The organism is Mycobacterium hippophais, from assembly GCF_027529605.1.
Lineage (GTDB): Bacteria > Actinomycetota > Actinomycetes > Mycobacteriales > Mycobacteriaceae > Mycobacterium > Mycobacterium arseniciresistens.
On sequence record NZ_JAPZPY010000001.1, the window covers coordinates 634,047 to 649,117 of the forward strand.

The following is a 15,071-nucleotide window of genomic DNA, read 5'->3' on the forward strand; positions in this document are numbered from 1 at the left end:
AATACCGGGTGTGGAAAGTTCATGCACCGCGCAGGCCCCTGCGCTGTACCGGACCCGGGTGACGCATCTGCGCCGTTCTCCGGTGCACCACTACTTCGAGAACAGTGGTTACTCCTGGTACGTCGACGTCGACGACCTGCCGCGGCTGCCGCGCTGGCTGCGGCCGTTCGCCCGGTTCGAGGCCGAGGACCATTTCACCGGTGGCCCCAACGAGTCACTGCGGCACCGCATCGACAGGTTCCTGGCCGAGCGCGACATCGACCTGCGCGGCGGCCGCATCACCGCGCTGCTGCAGGCCCGTGTGCTCGGCTACGTGTACAACCCGCTGTCGCTGTACTGGTGCCACGATGCCGACGGCACCCTGCGCCACGTCATCGCCGAGGTGCACAACACCCACGGTGAGCGGCACGCCTACCTGCTGCCGCCGTCGGGCGAGCAGCCCGTCATGGTGCGCAAGCGGATCTACGCCTCGGCCTTCAACGGGGTCGACGGTTACTACCTGGTGCGCGCACCGCGGCCGGCCGAGGCCGTCGACGTGTCGATCTCCCTGCACCGCGACCAGCACCCGGCATTCGTGGCCACCCTGCGCGGCACGCGGCGATCCGCAGGCCCGGCCCAGGTGCTGTGGATGCAGCTGACGGCGCCCGCGGCGCCGCTGATGGGCCGCTGGAGCATGAAGGTGCAGGGCGCCCTGCTGTGGCTGCGGCGGGTGCCGGTAGTGCCGCGACATGCCGAAGGATGCCCGGTGACGCATGAAACCGATTCGCCCGCAACGCCTCTGATCGCACGCGAGTCCAGATCGCAATTATTATGACGTTGCTGCTGTGTCCGGTTAGGCTACCGCTCGTGACCACCGACCTCGACGATTTGCTGCGTCGGGTCGCACAGCGGGACGCCGACGCGTTCGCCACGTTCTACGACCAGACCCGCTCCCGCGTGTTCGGCATGGTCACCCGAGTGCTGCGCGACCCCGGTTACAGCGAAGAGACCACGCAGGACGTCTACCTGCAGGTTTGGCGGTCGGCCGGTAATTACGACCCGACCGCCGGCTCTCCCCTGGCGTGGCTGCTCACCCTCGCGCACCGCCGCGCCGTCGACCGGGTGCGCTCCGAGCAGGCGGGATCCGTGCGCGAATCGCGATACGGCGCCGCCACCGTCGAGCCGCCCGTCGACCACGTCGCCGAGGCCGCGATCAACCACGACGAGCGCCGCCGGGTGACCGCCTGCCTGGACTCGCTCACCGAGGTGCAGCGCGAGGCGATCCAGCTGGCCTACTACGACGGGATGACCTACGTCCAGGTCTCCGAGCGGCTGTCGGCGAACCTGGCCACCATCAAGTCACGGATGCGTGATGCGATCCGCGGACTGCGTCGCTGCCTGGGGGTCTCATGACCGGGCCGGTGGAACACGACCTGATCGAGCTCGCGACTCCGTATGCGCTGCACGCTATTCCCGAGTCCGACCTCGACGACGTCGAGCGGCGCCTTGCCGACGCCCCGGCAGAGGTTGCGCGCGCCTTCGACGACGAGGTGCGCGCCGTGCGGGAGACCATGGCGATCCTCTCGGCCGGCACGGCGGTCGACCCGCCGGATCAGCTGCGGGACCGCGTGCTCGGCGTCGTCGCCGACGACCCGGTACGCGAGCTGCGGCCGAGGCGATGGCAGAAGGCGGTGCTCGCCGCGGCCGCGGTGCTCGTCGTCGGACTCGGCGCGCTCGGGGTGGGCTACGCACTGCGGCCCGCGCCCACGCCGTCCACCGCCGAGCAGGTGTTCGCTGCGCCGGACGTGCGCACGGTGTCGGGTCCGATCCCCACGGGCGGCACGGCGACGCTGGTGTTCTCGCGGGACCGCAACGCCGGCGTGCTGGTGATGAACAACGTCGCGCCGCCCGAACAGGGCACGGTGTACCAGATGTGGCTGGTCGGGTCGGAGGGCGCGGAGTCGGCGGGCACCATGGACGCCAAGGCCGTGGCCCCGTCCACCACCGCGGTGCTGCCCGATCTCGGGGACTCGAATGCGCTGGCCTTCACGGTCGAACCGGGCTCGGGCTCACAGGCGCCGACCACACCCGTGTTCGCCGAACTGCCGCTGGTCTAACAGCCCGACAGCGTCGCCGTCGCCGCCTCGTCGATGACGTCGGCCACCTCGTGGCGCCGCTGCCACGCGGCGCGCTGGCGCATGGCGCCGTTGCCCTGCTCGGCGATGCGGTCGAGTTCGGCCCGCACCAGCTCCTCGTCGCCGACGGCACGCAGTGCGAGCGTGATCCGGTCGACGAAGGCCCGCAGCAGGTCGATGGCGGGCGCCGGTGAGTGGGCGTCGAACAGGTCGACGGCCTGCCCGTCGAGGCCGTCGCGCGCCGATTTCCAGTACGCCGCGGCCAGGGCGTGCGGGGAGATGCGGGGCAGGCCGGCGCCGCTGCGCTCGTCGTCGAGTGCCGTCATCACCGCACCGCGGGTCAGCGCGGCCAGCAGGACCGTCTCGGCGACCGTGGCGGGCACGTCGGACACCCGCACCTCGACGGTCGGGAAGTTCGCCGACGGCCGGACGTCCCAATAGACCATGCCGTCGTCGAGCATGGCGCCGGCGTGCTGCATCATCTGCACCACCGCGTCGTACTCGTCGACCGACTCGAAGTGCGGCGGCGGCCCGGCGCTGGGCCAGCGGGACCACAGCACCTGTCGCCAGCTCGCGTGCCCGCTGTCGGCGTTGCGGTAGATCGCCGAGTTGGCGGTCAGCGCGAGCAGCAGCGGCAGCCACGGCCGCAGCCGATTGCTCACCCGGATCGCCGCCTCGCGGGTCGGCACCGCGACGTGCACATGGCAACCGCAGATGCCCTGTTCGTGGGCGATCATCCCGAACATGTCCGCGATCTTGCGGTAGCGCGGCGAGTCGGTGATCGGGAAGTGGTGCGGCACGGTGGGCGGCAGCCCGACGGCGAGCAGCCGCGCGCCCGCGGCATCGGCGGCGCGGCCGGCGACCCGCCGCAGCCCGGTGAGCTGCTCACGAAGATCGGCGGTGCTGCTTGCCACCTCGGTGGCGGTCTCGACCTGGCAGGAGGTCAGCTCGAGCTGGAGGTCGACGCCGTCGGCGGCGGCGAGTTCGGCGACGCGGCGGCTGTGCCCCACCGGTTCGCCCGAGTCCGGGTCGACGAGGAGGAACTCCTCCTCGACGCCCACGGTGGGATGGCTGGACATCGGGCCTGCAGACTCTTTCAAAATATTGATCCGGCCCGCCGGGGTACTCACAACGGGCCGGATCTGGTGGTGGTTCGTAGGGGTCCGCACCGCAGTGAGGCGAACCGTGCGGATCATTTGTGCCCACTTCCCGCGAGGGTCAAACATCGAATTCGGACGACCTCCTACGATCGACTGATGCCGCGGGATCTTCGGTTCGGACTCGGTCTGCACGCCGCCCGTTCACTGACGAAAGTGCAGGACACCGCGCGGCGAGCCGAGGAGCTCGGCTTCGACGTGCTGCACGTGCCCGACCATCTCGGCGCCCCTGCCCCGTTCCCGGCGCTGATGGCGGCCGCGGCGGCCACCCGCACCCTGCGGCTGGGGACGTTCGTGCTCAACGCCGGCTTCTACCGGCCCGCGCTGCTGGCCCGCGACGTAGCGGCGCTGCACGACCTCAGCGGCGGGCGGTTCGAGGCAGGCCTCGGCACCGGGTACGTGCGGGAGGAGTTCGAGGCCGCCGAGCTGCCGTACCCGAGCGCGGGCGAACGCGTCGACCACCTGGCGCACGTCACCGGATATCTGCGCGAGCACCTGCCGAGCGTGCCGATCCTCATCGCCGGCAACGGCGACCGGGTGCTGCGTCTGGCGGCCCGCAAGGCCGACATCATCGGGCTGACCGGTGGTGACCGCCCGGCATCCGGCGACGAGGACCCGCTTGCCGAGCGGATCGCATTCGTCCGGGCCGCCGCTGGTGACCGGTTCGCCGAACTCGAACTCAATCTCGCCGTGACGGCGATGCCGGTCGACGGCTCCGGCATGCCCGACCTGTCGATCCCACGGCACTTCCTGCCCGGGCTGACCGATGAGCAGCTGCTGCGCCATCCCGGCACGCTGGCCGGGTCGACGCGCGACATGGCCGACCGCATCCGCGGCTACCGCGACGACTACGGCGTCTCCTACATCATCGTGCAGGCGCCGCACGCGGACGCGTTCGCGAAGGTGATCGCCGAACTGCGCTAGTACCAGAGGTACAGCCCGCTGAGCACCGCCCACACGGCGACGCAGTAGACCTCGAACACCGTTCGCAGCGCCACCGGGGCACGGCGCAGTTCCATGAAGTCCAGGCCGACGAGCCGCACCTTGACCGCCGCGATGGCGAGCACGACGACGGCGACGGCCGAGCCGGTGCCGTGCTCGGCGCCGACCGCCCACGAGACGACGGTGGCGGCGATCAGCAGCAGCCACGTCACGCCAGCGCGGTTGCGGACGAGCTGCAGCACCGATGGACCCGTCATGACACCAGGTACAGCAGGGCGAACAGGAAGATCCACAGCAGGTCGACCAGATGCCAGAAGCAGGCGCCGCCCTCGACGAGCGCCATCCGGTTGTGGCTCAACTCGGGCCTGCGCGTCTGCGTCCACACGAAGGTCAGCGCGAGCAGGCCGAGGCAGACGTGGAACAGGTGCAGGCCGGTGAGGATGAAGTAGTAGAGGTAGAAGTCGCCCGCCCCGGCGCCGTGGCCGGCGGAGACCAGCGCGGTGTATTCGTAGACCTTCAGGCCGGCGAACAGGAGGCCGCAGCCGATCGCTGCGGTGACGGCGGAGGTGGCGATCGAGCGGGCGCCGGTGCGGACGGCGCCGAGGGCGACCACCACGCAGAGCGAACTGGTGAGCAGCACCAGCGTGTTGAGCAGCCCGACGCCGATGTGCAGCGTCGCGCGTGCGGCGTCGAAGGCCTCGGGCGTCCGGCCACGGGCCACCATGAACGTGACGAAGAAGACGCCGAACACCAGCATGTCGCCGAACAGGAAGACCCAGGTGCCTGCCTCGCCGGGAATGCGGCGGGCGTCGGTGTCCGCGGGCGCGGCGGCCGTGGCGGTCACGGCACGGGCACCGGGGATTCGGCGGCCTGCTGGGCCGAGATCGAGCGCAGCATGACCACGGTGGTCGCCACGATCCAAATCACCAGCACCAGGCCGGGCAGATAGAAGGCGAACACGCCGTTCCAGGCCAACGGGCCGTCGTTGAACACCACGACGACACACCCCGGCAGCGACAGGGTGGCCACCCACAGATTGAGGTAGCCGTACCAGCGCGGGAAGGTCGGCGGGTCGGCCCTGTCGATGAAGGACGCCACCGCCAGCGTGATGTTCTGCACGACGATGGTGCCGACGATGCCGATGAACCACAGCCAGAACAGGTCGTTGAGTGCCCGGGTGATCTCGGGTGGGCGGTCCTCGGGCCGGAATGCGGCCGCCGCCAACATCATCAGCGGGAAGATCAGTGCGGGCACGAAGATGGTCGCGGCGAACACCTGGGTGACCGAGAGCATGCCCCAGCCGCCTTCGGCGCGGCGGATGCGCAGCACCAGTGCGGCGAGGAACGGCAGCGCGAGGACGGCGGTGAGCAGGGCGCCCGCGACGCCGAACCGGATCCACAGCTTGTGGTCGACGAAGAACTGCGCGATGTCCTCGGCCGACGCCGTCGGAGAGAGCGGCGGGAAGAGCCGCGCCAGTCCGGAGAAGCAGGTGCCGTAGAGCAGGATCATCACTGTTCCCGACCAGGCGCCGACGCGTTGCATCCTCAGCTCCACGTCGGCAGGCTACCGGCCGACGCGAGATGTTTTGACAATTTTGCCGAAACCGCCGCGTGGCGAGCGGACGGCGCGGGGGCGGTAAACTCTCACGCGGTCCCCGCCCCCGTAGCTCAGGGGATAGAGCACGGCTCTCCTAAAGCCGGTGTCGCATGTTCGAATCATGCCGGGGGCACCACGTTCGTTGACTTTGCGCTCAGCGCGCGATCCACTCGCAGATCGACGCCCTGAGCGCAAAGTCAACGAGCCGATCAGCGTGCGGGCGCGGACAGCGACGCCTTGGCGCCGCGCGTCATCTCGTCGCCCAGGATCTCGTTGTCGCCGGCGAGTACACCGTCGAGGGCGAGCTTGGCGATTACACCCGGGTCGCTCTTCTGGTCGGCCGGGATGTAGCTCACCATGTCGGTGTCCATGTAGCCCACGTGCAGTGCGGCGACGTGAATACCCCTCGGAGCGAGCTCCGTTCGCACCGCGTCGGTCATCGCCCAGGCGGCGGCCTTCGCGGAGGAATAGGCGCCGCTGGTCGGCGGGTGCAGCCAGGACAGCACCGACAGCACGTTGAGGATCGCTCCCCCGCCGTTGCGTTCGACGACCGGGGCGAAGGCGCGGATCACCTGCAGGGTGCCGAAATAGTGCGTCTCCATCTCCAGGCGAATGTCCTCGATCGACCCGTCGAGCACGGACGCGCGCGTCGACACGCCGGCGTTGTTCACCAACAGGTTCACGTCGGTGGCGAAATCCGCGGCACGGCGGATCGATTCGGGATCGGTGATGTCCAGTTGCACGGGTACGACGCCCGGCAGGTCAACGGTGTCGGGATTGCGCGCACCCGCGTAGACCTTCGCGCCGCGGGCGACGAGCTCGGCAGCGAACCGCCGGCCGAGTCCACGGTTGGCGCCCGTCACCAGTGCGACGATGTTCTCGGTGTTCATGGTGTGCCTCCATCTGGTCTGGCATGTGGCTGTGGGATGTTCACGGCTGTCAGTGACAAGCCGCGTGGCGGCCGGATCCATCCGGGAACCGCCGAAGATTGCAGCTAGCGGGAACCGGGGCCGCCGGTCAGCGACCGGGCAGGCGCTCGGTGATCTCCTGCAGCACCCAGCCGTTGCCGTCCGGGTCCTGGAACGACGCGAACGAGCTGTAGCTGCGGCGCTCCGGATCCGGCCCTGGCACGCGCCCGTCCTCACCGGCCTGATTGAAGACACCGGTGGCGTCGTGGAAGACCTCGCTCACCTCGGCGCCGCGTGCCACCAGCTCGGCACGGGCGGCCTCGACGTCGGTGACGACCAGGTACAGACCCTGCGTCGAACCCGGCGCCGCCGTGCTGACGCCGGTGCCGAAGATGACCGAAGTGGGCGACCCGGGCGGAGTCACCTGCACCACCCGATATCCCTCTGTCACAGGGAAATCCGCGTCCAACCGCCAGCCGAGCTTCTGGTAGAAGTCTCTCGCCCGATCCACGTCGGACACCGGTAATACGACGACTTCGAGTTTCATGTCCATGACGGCTCCCTTGTTCTTGTTCGAGCCGTGGCGCGGATGTCGCGGTTCGGACGTCTGTCCCGGATCCTGTCACCGGAATGCAGGCATGAACGTCGAATGGCGGACGACGCATTCCCGGCCGGCGTCCGCCGTCGTAATGTCACCCTGCACCACTCAACCGAACGGGAGCGACACATGACCGGTTCAGCACAGGCCGAACAGATCTCCGTGAGCAGACGATCGCCGGCCTACTGGCGGGTGACGTTCGACAACCCGCCCCTGAACATCTTCGGCCCCGAGACGCTGCCGCAGCTCGACGCCGTCGTCACCGCGCTGGAGGACGACGACGACGTCAAGGTGGTGGTCTTCGACAGTGCCGTCGACGGGTTCTTCCTGACGCACTACAACTTCCTCGCCGATCTCGAGGAGTCGACCAGCTACCCCGCGGGAAGCACCGGGCTGCAGGCACTTCCGGACATGCTCGCCCGGCTGAGCCGCGCACCGGTGGTGTCCATAGCCGCCATCCGCGGCCGCGCCACGGGGGTCGGCAGTGAGCTCGCACTGGCCAGCGACATGCGCTTCGCCAGCCGCGAGAAGGCGATCCTGTCGCAGTGGGAGGTGGGCGCCGGGCTGGTGCCCGGAGGCGGGCCGATGGCGCGGTTGCCCCGGCTGATCGGCCGCGGACGCGCACTGGAGGTGCTGCTGGGCGCCGACGACATCGACGGCGACCTCGCGCAGTTGTACGGCTACGTCAACCGCTCTTTGCCCGACGCCGAACTCGACGCGTTCGTCGACGCCCTGGCCACCCGGATCGCGTCGTTCGACAAGCAGGCGATCGCCGAGACCAAGCACCTGGTGAACGTCAACAGCCTTCCTCCCGACGACGAGATCGCCCCCGAGTGGGACGCCTTCGTCGCCGCGCTCGGCCGTCCCGCAGCGCAGGCCCGGATCCAGAAGCTGTTCGAGCGCGGCTTCCACCAACCCGGTGACGTCGAGACCCGCCTCGGCCACCATGTCGGCCGACTCGGCGACGACGACTAGGGCGACCCGGTGAACACCTCCCCCATCGGCGCCGCACGCCACACCTTCGCCGTCGGCGTCGTCGGCGGCCCCACCGTCGTCATCGACTACGGCCGAACGCGATTCGTCACCGACCCGACCTTCGACGACCCGCGCGACTACGGCGCCATGGCCAAGCTGACCCCGCCCTCGGTGCCCTCCGCCGACCTCGGTCCCGTCGACGCCGTGCTGCTCAGCCACGATGACCACAACGACAACCTCGACATCGCCGGCCGGGAGTGGGCCACCACCGCCGTGCCCGCCATCATGACCGGGCCCGGCGCCGCCGCCCGCCTCGGAGCGCGTGCACTCGGTCTGGCGACATGGGACACCACCGAACTCGCGCGCGCCGACGGCGACGGGGTCATCACCGTCACCGCCGTCCCTGCCGTGCACGGTCCGCTGGACGGGACACGGGACGCCTCCGGGCACGTCAACGCCGAAGTCACCGGCTTCGTCCTGCAGGCGACCGGACTACCGACCGTGTACGTCAGCGGCGACAACGCCTCCCTGGCGCCCGTCGTCCAGATCGCACAGCGATTCGGCGACATCGACGTCGCCGTGCTGTTCGCCGGGGCGTCGCGGCTGCCCACCAAGAACCAGGGCCGACCGCTGACCCTCACCGGTCCACGGGCAGCGGATGTCGCTGCGGCGCTTGCCGTCCCGCGTGTCGTGATCGCCCACATCGCCGGCTGGTCGATCTACAGCGAGACCATCGCCGACGTGCGGACGGCGTTCGACGAGGCGGGCATCGCCGACCGGCTGGTGCCCGGGGACGCCGGGACCTGGTCGCTGCTCGACGGTCCGGCGGGTTAGACGGGGGCCGGCCGGCCGCGCGTCCCCCACCATTCGCCTGCGCCCCCTGTCGCGGGGCCGCCGGTGGCCAGCGCTGCGATCACCGCGTTGACGGCGCCGCGTGATTCGTCGCTGCGCGAGACCAGCCACCACGGCCAGTACGGCTGCGGGCGCACCACCGGCCTGCGCACCAGATCCGGCGGCAATGAGCCGGTGCGATCCTTGGGCGAGTTCAGCACCGGCCGCCGGAGCCGCCGCACGTGCTCGAAGAACGCCGTCCCGGTGATGCCGCCGTCGTCGATGCGGACCGCCTTCGCGCCGGAGTCACGGGCGAAGCACTCGGCGTAACGGTTCCAGGACGACCAGCTCGCCGAGTCCGCGTCGAGCAGCACCACGGTGTCGCGGGCGTCGACCTCCGACGAGTCGGTGCCGGGAGCCACCGCGTACAGCCGGTCGGCCCCGATGACGTCCGCGCGCAGGCCGAGCGTGGACAGATCGTCCTCGTCCACCCAGCAGATCGCGAGGTCGATGGCCCGCTCGGCGACGCGCGCGGCCTGCGCGTGCGACGGCATCACCCAGGTGTCGACGTGCAGCTGCGCGACGGCGGCGGTGCGTTCGACGAGATCGGCGGGCCGCCAGCTCACGTAGCCGAGCCGGACCGGCTCGGCGTCGGCCAGTTGCACGGCGGCGTGCCGGAGGTCGTCGGCGCGCGCCAGCAGATCGCGCACCTTGGGCAGCAGTTCGGCACCCGTCGCCGTCAGCGTTACCGAGCGGCGGTCCCGATCGAACAGCTGGACGTGCAGGTCCCGTTCGAGGGCCTTGATCTGCTGGGACAGCGACGGCCCGGCGATGCGGAGGCGCTGCGCGGCGCGGCCGAAGTTCAGCTCCTCGGCGACGGCGACGAAGTAGCGCAGTTGACGCAGCTCCACCGGCCGATTCTAAGTGTTGGGAGTCTGCGCCTCCCAGCAACGAGGAAACCGGTCGTATGCAGCCGGACGCCCGGGCGCCCAGAATCGGTTCCACGGAGCGACATCCGAACGGAAGGAACTCCCATGACCCAGCAGACCGACGACACGAAGGTCGCCATCATCACCGGCGCGTCGCGCGGCATCGGCGCCGCCCTGGTCCCCGCGTACCGCAAGCTCGGCTATGCCGTCGTGGCAACGGCGCGGTCATTCACCGAGGTCGACATCGACCCCGAAGTGCTCACCGTCGCCGCCGACATCGCCGTTCCGGGCGCGGGCGCCCACGTGGTCGACGCGGCGCTGCACCGCTTCGGCCGGGTCGACACCGTGGTCAACAACGCCGGGATCTTCGTCGCCAAACCGTTCACCGAATACACCGACGAGGACTTCGACGCCGTCACCGGCGTTAATCTGCGCGGCTTCTTCGAGGTGTCGCGCAGCGCCGTCGCCGCCATGCTGGACCAGGGCGACGGCGGCCACCTGGTCAACGTGTCGACGAGCCTCGTCGACCATGCCAACTCGGCGGTCCCCTCCGCATTGGCGTCGTTGACGAAGGGCGGGCTCAATGCGGTGACGAAGTCGCTGGCCGTCGAGTACGCCGCGCGCGGCATCCGCGTGAACGCCGTGGCACTCGGGATCATCCGAACGCCGATGCATCCGCCGGAGACGCACGCCGACCTCGCCCGCCTGCATCCGGTCGGCAGGTTGGGCGACATCGACGACGTCGTCGACGCCATCCGCTATCTGGAGCAGGCGCCGTTCGTCACCGGCGAGGTGCTGCACGTCGACGGTGGCCAGAGCGCCGGGCATTGAATCAGGGAGGCTCGCTAGCCTCAGGCCCCATCAACCGAGGAGTACCGATGAACGCACTGACGAACCTGGGCGTGCGCCTGCCGGTGACCGCCGCGCCGATGGCGGGCGGCGCCACCACCACCGCCATGGTGATCGCCGCGTCGCGGGCCGGCAGCCTCGGACTGCTGGCCGCGGGTTACAAGACGCCCGAAGCTCTGGGCAATGAGATCGCCGCCGTGCGGCAGGCGTCGATCCCGTTCGGCGTCAACGTCTTCGCGCCGAACCCGGTGCCGATCGGTGAGGCGGACTACCGCCGCTACGCGGCCGCGGTGCAACGCGAGGCGGACCGGTTCGGGCTGACGCTGCCCGCCGACCCGGTCGACGACGACGACGCGTTCGGCGCGAAGGTCGACATCCTGCTCTCCGATCCGGTGCCCGTCGTCAGCTTCACCTTCGGCCTGCCGGGCGGCGATGTGATCCGTGCGCTGCACAAGGCGGGCACGGCCGTGGTGCAGACCGTGACGTCGCTGGAGGAAGCCGAGGCGGCCGCGGCGGCCGGGGTAGACATGCTCGCCGTCCAGGCCGCCGTCGCCGGCGGCCACTCCGGGACGTTCACCCCCGATCGGATGCCGTCGCCGCTGCCCATCGGCGAGCTCGTGGCACGGGTGACCGGCGCCGTCGGCCTTCCGGTGATCGCCGCGGGTGGGCTGGCCACCCCCGCTGACGTCGCCGCCGTGCTGCGGGCAGGCGCCACGGCCACCGCGGTGGGCACGGTGCTGCTGCGCGCCGACGAGAGCGGGGCATCGGCCACCCACAAGGCTGCGCTCACCGATCCGTCGCGCACCGAGACGGTGATCACGCGGGCGTTCACCGGGCGCCCGGCGCGCGGCCTGCGGAATCGCTTCATCGACGAGTTCGAGGCGTCGGCACCGCTGGGCTATCCGGCGGTCCACCACCTGACGAGCCCCCTGCGCAAGGCCGCGGCGGCCGCCGGTGAGTCCGACCTGGTGCACCTGTGGGCGGGGACGGGCTATCGCCACGCCCCGCAGAAGCCGACGGCCACGATCCTGACCGACCTCGCCGGCGAGGCCTGAACGCGGCTGATCGAACGGCAAACCCCCGTAACGGGCCCTTCGCACTACTTCCCGAGGGCTGGTGTTTGCGAGCAAAGACCTTGTCGCAGTGAGGTTTGCGTCACACAGGGGTGAGATGACCGGGCGAAATTCGCGTACTAGAGTGATCCCCGGACGGGGGGTCCGCTCGAACAAGGCGAAACCGGAGGTTGAGTGTGATCCGTTCGAATCTGCTCCGCAAGGCCGTGCTCGGTCTGAGTGTGGCGGCGCTGCCGTTCGGTGCCGCGGTGGTCATCGCCGCGCCGGCCTCGGCCGGACCCGACGTGTGCGTCGGCGGCCCGCTCGGCTACGCATACGCGTGCGTGGACACACCCGGCTGGGTCGGCTGGTACGACGGCCCGCGGGGTCGTGGCCACTGGAAGCACGGCCACGGACACGGCCGCGACTGACCTGACCCGCGGCCGCTAGCCCCGGGTTTCGATCACCTGCTGGGCGATGTCGGTGAGCTTGGTGTTGCTCTCCTGCGACAGCCGCCGCAGCATCTCGAACGCCTGCACGTCGTCGACGTCGTAGCGCTCCATGATGATGCCCTTCGCCTGGCCGATGCGGTCCCGCGTGGACAGCGCCGACTCCAGCTGCTGGCCCTGCCGGCTGGCGAGGATGGCAGCGGCGGCGTGCGCGGCCAGCACGGTGCCGATGGTCTCTGCCTCGCCGTCCCACCTGTTGGGCTCGAACCCGAAGAGGTTCAGCGCGCCTGCGGTGCGGTCCGCGGTGTAGAGCTTGAACGACAGCCCACTGAGCACGCCGATTTCCACCACGGCCTCCGAGTATTTCGGCCACCTCGACTCCTCACGGAAGTCGTCGGTGCGCACGATCACGTCGTCGAGCGCTGCCTGCACGCAGGGCCCCTCCTCGAAGGTCATCTGGAGCTCGTCCAACTGGTGCGGCAGATCGGTGGTTCCCGCGAGTGACTCGAATTTCCCGCCGGGACCGACCAGCAGGATGCCCGCTGTGTCGGCGCCCGGGATCAGTTCGGTGGCCGCCGAAGTGACGTCTTCCAGCACCTGTTCAACCGAGCGCGGCATCGCGACCGTGCGCGCAAGATCGGCCATGCGCATCGCAAGGTCGTGTGGCTGTGGCTGCGTCATAGCCTCCAGGGTTCCCGAAGACGGGCCGTCACACACGGGGTTTGTGATCTGGGCGCGTGGGCATGCTGCTGCGCAGACGGGTGCGCTGGTCGACCAGCGCACCCGTTGAGGTCTCGCCGGTTCAGACCTCGAGCCGGCGAGACCGCCTCTTTTCGACGCCGGACATAGTCGCAGGGCCAGGTTGCTGAGCGCCGCGCCGGCCCGCTACCGGAGACCGCCCAGCCAGACATACGCGGCCGCCGCCCGGCCTCGGCCTGCATTCGTTGCGTCGACGGTCGGCTCAACCTCAGGACCGCTTCCAACCCGAACTGGACGCGGCCGCCACAACGCGTTGACCACCCGATGTCGCCCAAAAAGGTCTTGGCACTCTCGGGTGGAGAGTGCTAATCTGATGCCGCACAGTGATTGGCTGCCCGTCGAGGTGGCGGGCCCTGGAGCGACATAGGAGGTGGATTGCTGTGCTTCGCTTTGATCCCTTCAGTGACCTCGATGCCCTCACCCGCGGTTTGCTGACGAGTTCGTCCGGTTCGAATCGGACACCGCGGTTCATGCCGATGGATCTCTGCAAGATCGACGACCACTACGTGCTGACCGCCGACCTGCCCGGCGTCGATCCGGGTTCGGTCGACGTCGACGTCGACAACGGCACTCTGACGATCTCGGCGCACCGCACCGCGCGTTCCGAGGACTCGGTGCAGTGGTTGGCCAACGAGCGGTTCTTCGGCACCTACCGCCGTCAGTTGTCTCTCGGCGAAGGCATCGACGCGGGCGCGATCTCCGCGACCTACGAGAACGGCGTGCTCACCGTCACCATCCCGATGGCGGAACGGGCCAAGAAGCGCCGGATCGAGGTCTCCCACAGCGCCGACCAGCGTTCCATCGAGACCAACACGGTCGAGGCCGGCTGACGCAGTGCCCGTGCCCCCGGCGGATCCGCGTCCGCCGGGGGTCCGGCGCGTCAGCCGTCGCGGCCCAGCCGGTGCTCCAGATTCGCACGCACGGCGGGCCATTCGATGTCGAGGATCGAGTAGACGACGGTGTCGCGGCGCGAGCCGTCGGGCAGCACCTGGTGGCTGCGCAGGATCCCGTCCAGTTTGGCGCCCAGCCGCTCGATCGCCTTGCGGCTGGCGAAGTTGAAGAAGTGCGTGCGGAACTCCACTGCCACGCAACCGAGTTGGTCGAAGGCGTGGCCGAGCATCAGCAGCTTGGTCTCCGTGTTGACGCCGGTGCGCCGCGCCGCAGCGGTGTACCAGGTGTGTCCGATCTCGAGCCGGCGGTTGGTCGCATCGACGTTCAGATAGCTCGATGAGCCCACCAGCGGACCGTCGAGACCACGCACCGCGAACGCGGCCCCGCCGTCGGCCGCGCGAAGGTCGGCCATGCGCCGCACCCATCCGGCGGCGTCCTGCGGCCCGGGAGCGGAGGTGAACCACAGTGCGCCGAGCTCGCCGTCGGCGGCGGCGTCGGCGATCTCGGGAACGTGGCTCGCCGACAGCGGCTCCAACGACACCCAGCGCCGGCCGGCCAGGTGCACCGGTTCCACGAAACCCGTCACGACGGGCGCCCCGCCGACAACGCCACGAACAGCGACCACGCCGCACACAGCGCGGCAGCGATGGACAGGGCGCCGCCGACGTAGAGGCCGTAACCGGCCGATACCGGCGCCGCCACGTAACTGCTGTAATACACGCCGGTCAGCGCCACCAGCAGCAGCGAGATCGCCAGCGCACCCGCCGCCGCCACCCTTTCCGACAGGCCGCGCGCGGCCATCGCCCCGGCCACGATCAGCGCCGCGGCCAGAAGCACGATCAGCTGCCCCACCCCGAACCGCGCGGGCACCGAGTCCAGGCTGCCGACCGTTCCGCCGATCGCGTTGGCCCGGCCGCCGCCGGTGGTCAGCCATGGCAACCACCCGCTCACCGCCACCACGGCTGCGCACACGGCGACCAGCCATCCGGGATTGACACGCAGCACGCGGCGAGCCTATCGG

General features: G+C 70.1%; 20 protein-coding genes and 1 tRNA gene. 11 read left to right on the forward strand and 10 right to left on the reverse strand.

What is annotated here, in order from left to right; genetic code table 11:
- Positions 1-10 precede the first annotated feature (10 nt).
- Genes O6P37_RS03055 through O6P37_RS03065 form a run of 3 tightly spaced genes read left to right on the forward strand, consistent with a single transcriptional unit; the run spans position 11 to position 2,096 of the window.
- A complete protein-coding gene (locus O6P37_RS03055) occupies positions 11-814 on the forward strand; it encodes a DUF1365 domain-containing protein (protein ID WP_269892668.1) in 804 nt (267 codons plus the stop codon).
- Positions 811-1,392, forward strand: coding sequence for a sigma-70 family RNA polymerase sigma factor (locus O6P37_RS03060; protein WP_264010763.1), 582 nt, complete (start codon positions 811-813; stop codon positions 1,390-1,392). Before O6P37_RS03055 ends, O6P37_RS03060 begins: the two co-directional genes overlap by 4 nt.
- Positions 1,389-2,096 carry an anti-sigma factor gene (locus O6P37_RS03065; RefSeq protein ID WP_269892669.1) on the forward strand — a complete coding sequence of 236 codons (708 nt, stop codon included), beginning with the start codon at positions 1,389-1,391 and terminating at the stop codon, positions 2,094-2,096. The genes O6P37_RS03060 and O6P37_RS03065 overlap by 4 nt, the downstream gene beginning before the upstream one ends.
- Here the strand turns inward: O6P37_RS03065 and O6P37_RS03070 are convergent.
- Positions 2,093-3,193, reverse strand: a complete 1,101-nt coding sequence (locus O6P37_RS03070) for a glutamate--cysteine ligase (protein ID WP_269892670.1) — start codon at positions 3,191-3,193, stop codon at positions 2,093-2,095. The two genes, O6P37_RS03065 and O6P37_RS03070, sit on opposite strands and share 4 nt — an antisense overlap.
- A 177-nt stretch (positions 3,194-3,370) precedes the next feature.
- On the opposite strand from O6P37_RS03070, the gene O6P37_RS03075 reads away from it, so the two are divergent.
- Positions 3,371-4,195 (forward strand): LLM class F420-dependent oxidoreductase, encoded by an 825-nt coding sequence (locus tag O6P37_RS03075; RefSeq protein ID WP_269892671.1) that lies wholly within the window; start codon positions 3,371-3,373, stop codon positions 4,193-4,195.
- Here O6P37_RS03075 and O6P37_RS03080 read toward each other — a convergent pair.
- The 3 genes from O6P37_RS03080 to O6P37_RS03090 are packed head-to-tail and all read right to left on the reverse strand — an operon-like array spanning position 4,192 to position 5,767.
- The gene (locus O6P37_RS03080; RefSeq protein WP_269892672.1) at positions 4,192-4,470 is read right to left on the reverse strand and encodes a cytochrome C oxidase subunit IV family protein; all 279 of its coding nucleotides are present in this window, start codon (positions 4,468-4,470) and stop codon (positions 4,192-4,194) included. The two genes, O6P37_RS03075 and O6P37_RS03080, sit on opposite strands and share 4 nt — an antisense overlap.
- Positions 4,467-5,057: a cytochrome c oxidase subunit 3 gene (locus tag O6P37_RS03085; RefSeq protein ID WP_269892673.1), complete on the reverse strand. Its 591-nt coding sequence runs from the start codon at positions 5,055-5,057 to the stop codon at positions 4,467-4,469. Before O6P37_RS03085 ends, O6P37_RS03080 begins: the two co-directional genes overlap by 4 nt.
- Positions 5,054-5,767 carry a hypothetical protein gene (locus O6P37_RS03090; protein ID WP_269892674.1) on the reverse strand — a complete coding sequence of 238 codons (714 nt, stop codon included), beginning with the start codon at positions 5,765-5,767 and terminating at the stop codon, positions 5,054-5,056. Before O6P37_RS03090 ends, O6P37_RS03085 begins: the two co-directional genes overlap by 4 nt.
- Before the next feature lie 102 nt (positions 5,768-5,869).
- Here O6P37_RS03090 and O6P37_RS03095 point away from each other — a divergent pair.
- Positions 5,870-5,945 (forward strand) — tRNA-Arg (locus tag O6P37_RS03095).
- A 73-nt stretch (positions 5,946-6,018) separates the two neighbouring features.
- Here O6P37_RS03095 and O6P37_RS03100 read toward each other — a convergent pair.
- Both O6P37_RS03100 and O6P37_RS03105 read right to left on the reverse strand, forming a co-directional pair.
- The gene (locus tag O6P37_RS03100) at positions 6,019-6,699 is read right to left on the reverse strand and encodes an SDR family oxidoreductase (RefSeq protein ID WP_269892675.1); all 681 of its coding nucleotides are present in this window, start codon (positions 6,697-6,699) and stop codon (positions 6,019-6,021) included.
- 127 nt (positions 6,700-6,826) lie between these two features.
- The gene (locus O6P37_RS03105) at positions 6,827-7,270 is read right to left on the reverse strand and encodes a VOC family protein (RefSeq protein ID WP_269892676.1); all 444 of its coding nucleotides are present in this window, start codon (positions 7,268-7,270) and stop codon (positions 6,827-6,829) included.
- 174 nt (positions 7,271-7,444) lie between these two features.
- Between O6P37_RS03105 and O6P37_RS03110 the strand changes: the two genes are divergently transcribed.
- Together O6P37_RS03110 and O6P37_RS03115 are read left to right on the forward strand one after the other, a co-directional pair.
- Entirely contained in the window at positions 7,445-8,290 is an 846-nt protein-coding gene (locus O6P37_RS03110; protein ID WP_269892677.1) for an enoyl-CoA hydratase/isomerase family protein, read from the forward strand.
- 9 nt (positions 8,291-8,299) lie between these two features.
- On the forward strand, positions 8,300-9,124 hold the full coding sequence (locus O6P37_RS03115; RefSeq protein ID WP_269892678.1) for an MBL fold metallo-hydrolase: 825 nt from the start codon (positions 8,300-8,302) through the stop codon (positions 9,122-9,124).
- Here the strand turns inward: O6P37_RS03115 and O6P37_RS03120 are convergent.
- Positions 9,121-10,032 (reverse strand): LysR family transcriptional regulator, encoded by a 912-nt coding sequence (locus O6P37_RS03120; protein WP_269892679.1) that lies wholly within the window; start codon positions 10,030-10,032, stop codon positions 9,121-9,123. The two genes, O6P37_RS03115 and O6P37_RS03120, sit on opposite strands and share 4 nt — an antisense overlap.
- A 123-nt stretch (positions 10,033-10,155) precedes the next feature.
- Here O6P37_RS03120 and O6P37_RS03125 point away from each other — a divergent pair, with 123 nt between their 5' ends.
- From O6P37_RS03125 to O6P37_RS03135, 3 genes are all read left to right on the forward strand, one after another.
- Positions 10,156-10,881 carry an SDR family NAD(P)-dependent oxidoreductase gene (locus O6P37_RS03125; protein ID WP_269892680.1) on the forward strand — a complete coding sequence of 242 codons (726 nt, stop codon included), beginning with the start codon at positions 10,156-10,158 and terminating at the stop codon, positions 10,879-10,881.
- A 47-nt stretch (positions 10,882-10,928) separates the two neighbouring features.
- The gene (locus O6P37_RS03130; RefSeq protein ID WP_269892681.1) at positions 10,929-11,954 is read left to right on the forward strand and encodes an NAD(P)H-dependent flavin oxidoreductase; all 1,026 of its coding nucleotides are present in this window, start codon (positions 10,929-10,931) and stop codon (positions 11,952-11,954) included.
- Positions 11,955-12,148: 194 nt separating this feature from the next.
- A complete protein-coding gene (locus O6P37_RS03135) occupies positions 12,149-12,382 on the forward strand; it encodes a hypothetical protein (protein ID WP_269892682.1) in 234 nt (77 codons plus the stop codon).
- Positions 12,383-12,397: 15 nt separating this feature from the next.
- Here O6P37_RS03135 and O6P37_RS03140 read toward each other — a convergent pair whose 3' ends face one another.
- Positions 12,398-13,081 carry a GAF and ANTAR domain-containing protein gene (locus tag O6P37_RS03140; protein ID WP_269892683.1) on the reverse strand — a complete coding sequence of 228 codons (684 nt, stop codon included), beginning with the start codon at positions 13,079-13,081 and terminating at the stop codon, positions 12,398-12,400.
- 458 nt (positions 13,082-13,539) lie between these two features.
- Between O6P37_RS03140 and O6P37_RS03145 the strand changes: the two genes are divergently transcribed.
- Positions 13,540-13,989: an Hsp20/alpha crystallin family protein gene (locus O6P37_RS03145; protein ID WP_269892684.1), complete on the forward strand. Its 450-nt coding sequence runs from the start codon at positions 13,540-13,542 to the stop codon at positions 13,987-13,989.
- A gap of 50 nt (positions 13,990-14,039) precedes the next feature.
- On the opposite strand, the gene O6P37_RS03150 is transcribed toward O6P37_RS03145, so the two are convergent.
- Positions 14,040-14,636 carry a GNAT family N-acetyltransferase gene (locus O6P37_RS03150; RefSeq protein WP_269892685.1) on the reverse strand — a complete coding sequence of 199 codons (597 nt, stop codon included), beginning with the start codon at positions 14,634-14,636 and terminating at the stop codon, positions 14,040-14,042.
- Entirely contained in the window at positions 14,633-15,055 is a 423-nt protein-coding gene (locus O6P37_RS03155) for a hypothetical protein (protein WP_269892686.1), read from the reverse strand. The genes O6P37_RS03150 and O6P37_RS03155 overlap by 4 nt, the downstream gene beginning before the upstream one ends.
- Positions 15,056-15,071: the final 16 nt, after the last annotated feature.

Bases quoted from the DNA above. Each gene is read 5' to 3' on its own strand.
- O6P37_RS03060 (WP_264010763.1), top strand. From the start codon at position 811: ATGACGTTGCTGCTGTGTCCGGTTAGGCTACCGCTCGTGACCACCGAC.
- O6P37_RS03065 (WP_269892669.1), top strand. From the start codon at position 1,389: ATGACCGGGCCGGTGGAACACGACCTGATCGAGCTCGCGACTCCGTAT.
- O6P37_RS03070 (WP_269892670.1), bottom strand. From the start codon at position 3,193: ATGTCCAGCCATCCCACCGTGGGCGTCGAGGAGGAGTTCCTCCTCGTC.
- O6P37_RS03075 (WP_269892671.1), top strand. From the start codon at position 3,371: ATGCCGCGGGATCTTCGGTTCGGACTCGGTCTGCACGCCGCCCGTTCA.
- O6P37_RS03080 (WP_269892672.1), bottom strand. From the start codon at position 4,470: ATGACGGGTCCATCGGTGCTGCAGCTCGTCCGCAACCGCGCTGGCGTG.
- O6P37_RS03100 (WP_269892675.1), bottom strand. From the start codon at position 6,699: ATGAACACCGAGAACATCGTCGCACTGGTGACGGGCGCCAACCGTGGA.
- O6P37_RS03105 (WP_269892676.1), bottom strand. From the start codon at position 7,270: ATGGACATGAAACTCGAAGTCGTCGTATTACCGGTGTCCGACGTGGAT.
- O6P37_RS03110 (WP_269892677.1), top strand. From the start codon at position 7,445: ATGACCGGTTCAGCACAGGCCGAACAGATCTCCGTGAGCAGACGATCG.
- O6P37_RS03125 (WP_269892680.1), top strand. From the start codon at position 10,156: ATGACCCAGCAGACCGACGACACGAAGGTCGCCATCATCACCGGCGCG.
- O6P37_RS03130 (WP_269892681.1), top strand. From the start codon at position 10,929: ATGAACGCACTGACGAACCTGGGCGTGCGCCTGCCGGTGACCGCCGCG.
- O6P37_RS03140 (WP_269892683.1), bottom strand. From the start codon at position 13,081: ATGACGCAGCCACAGCCACACGACCTTGCGATGCGCATGGCCGATCTT.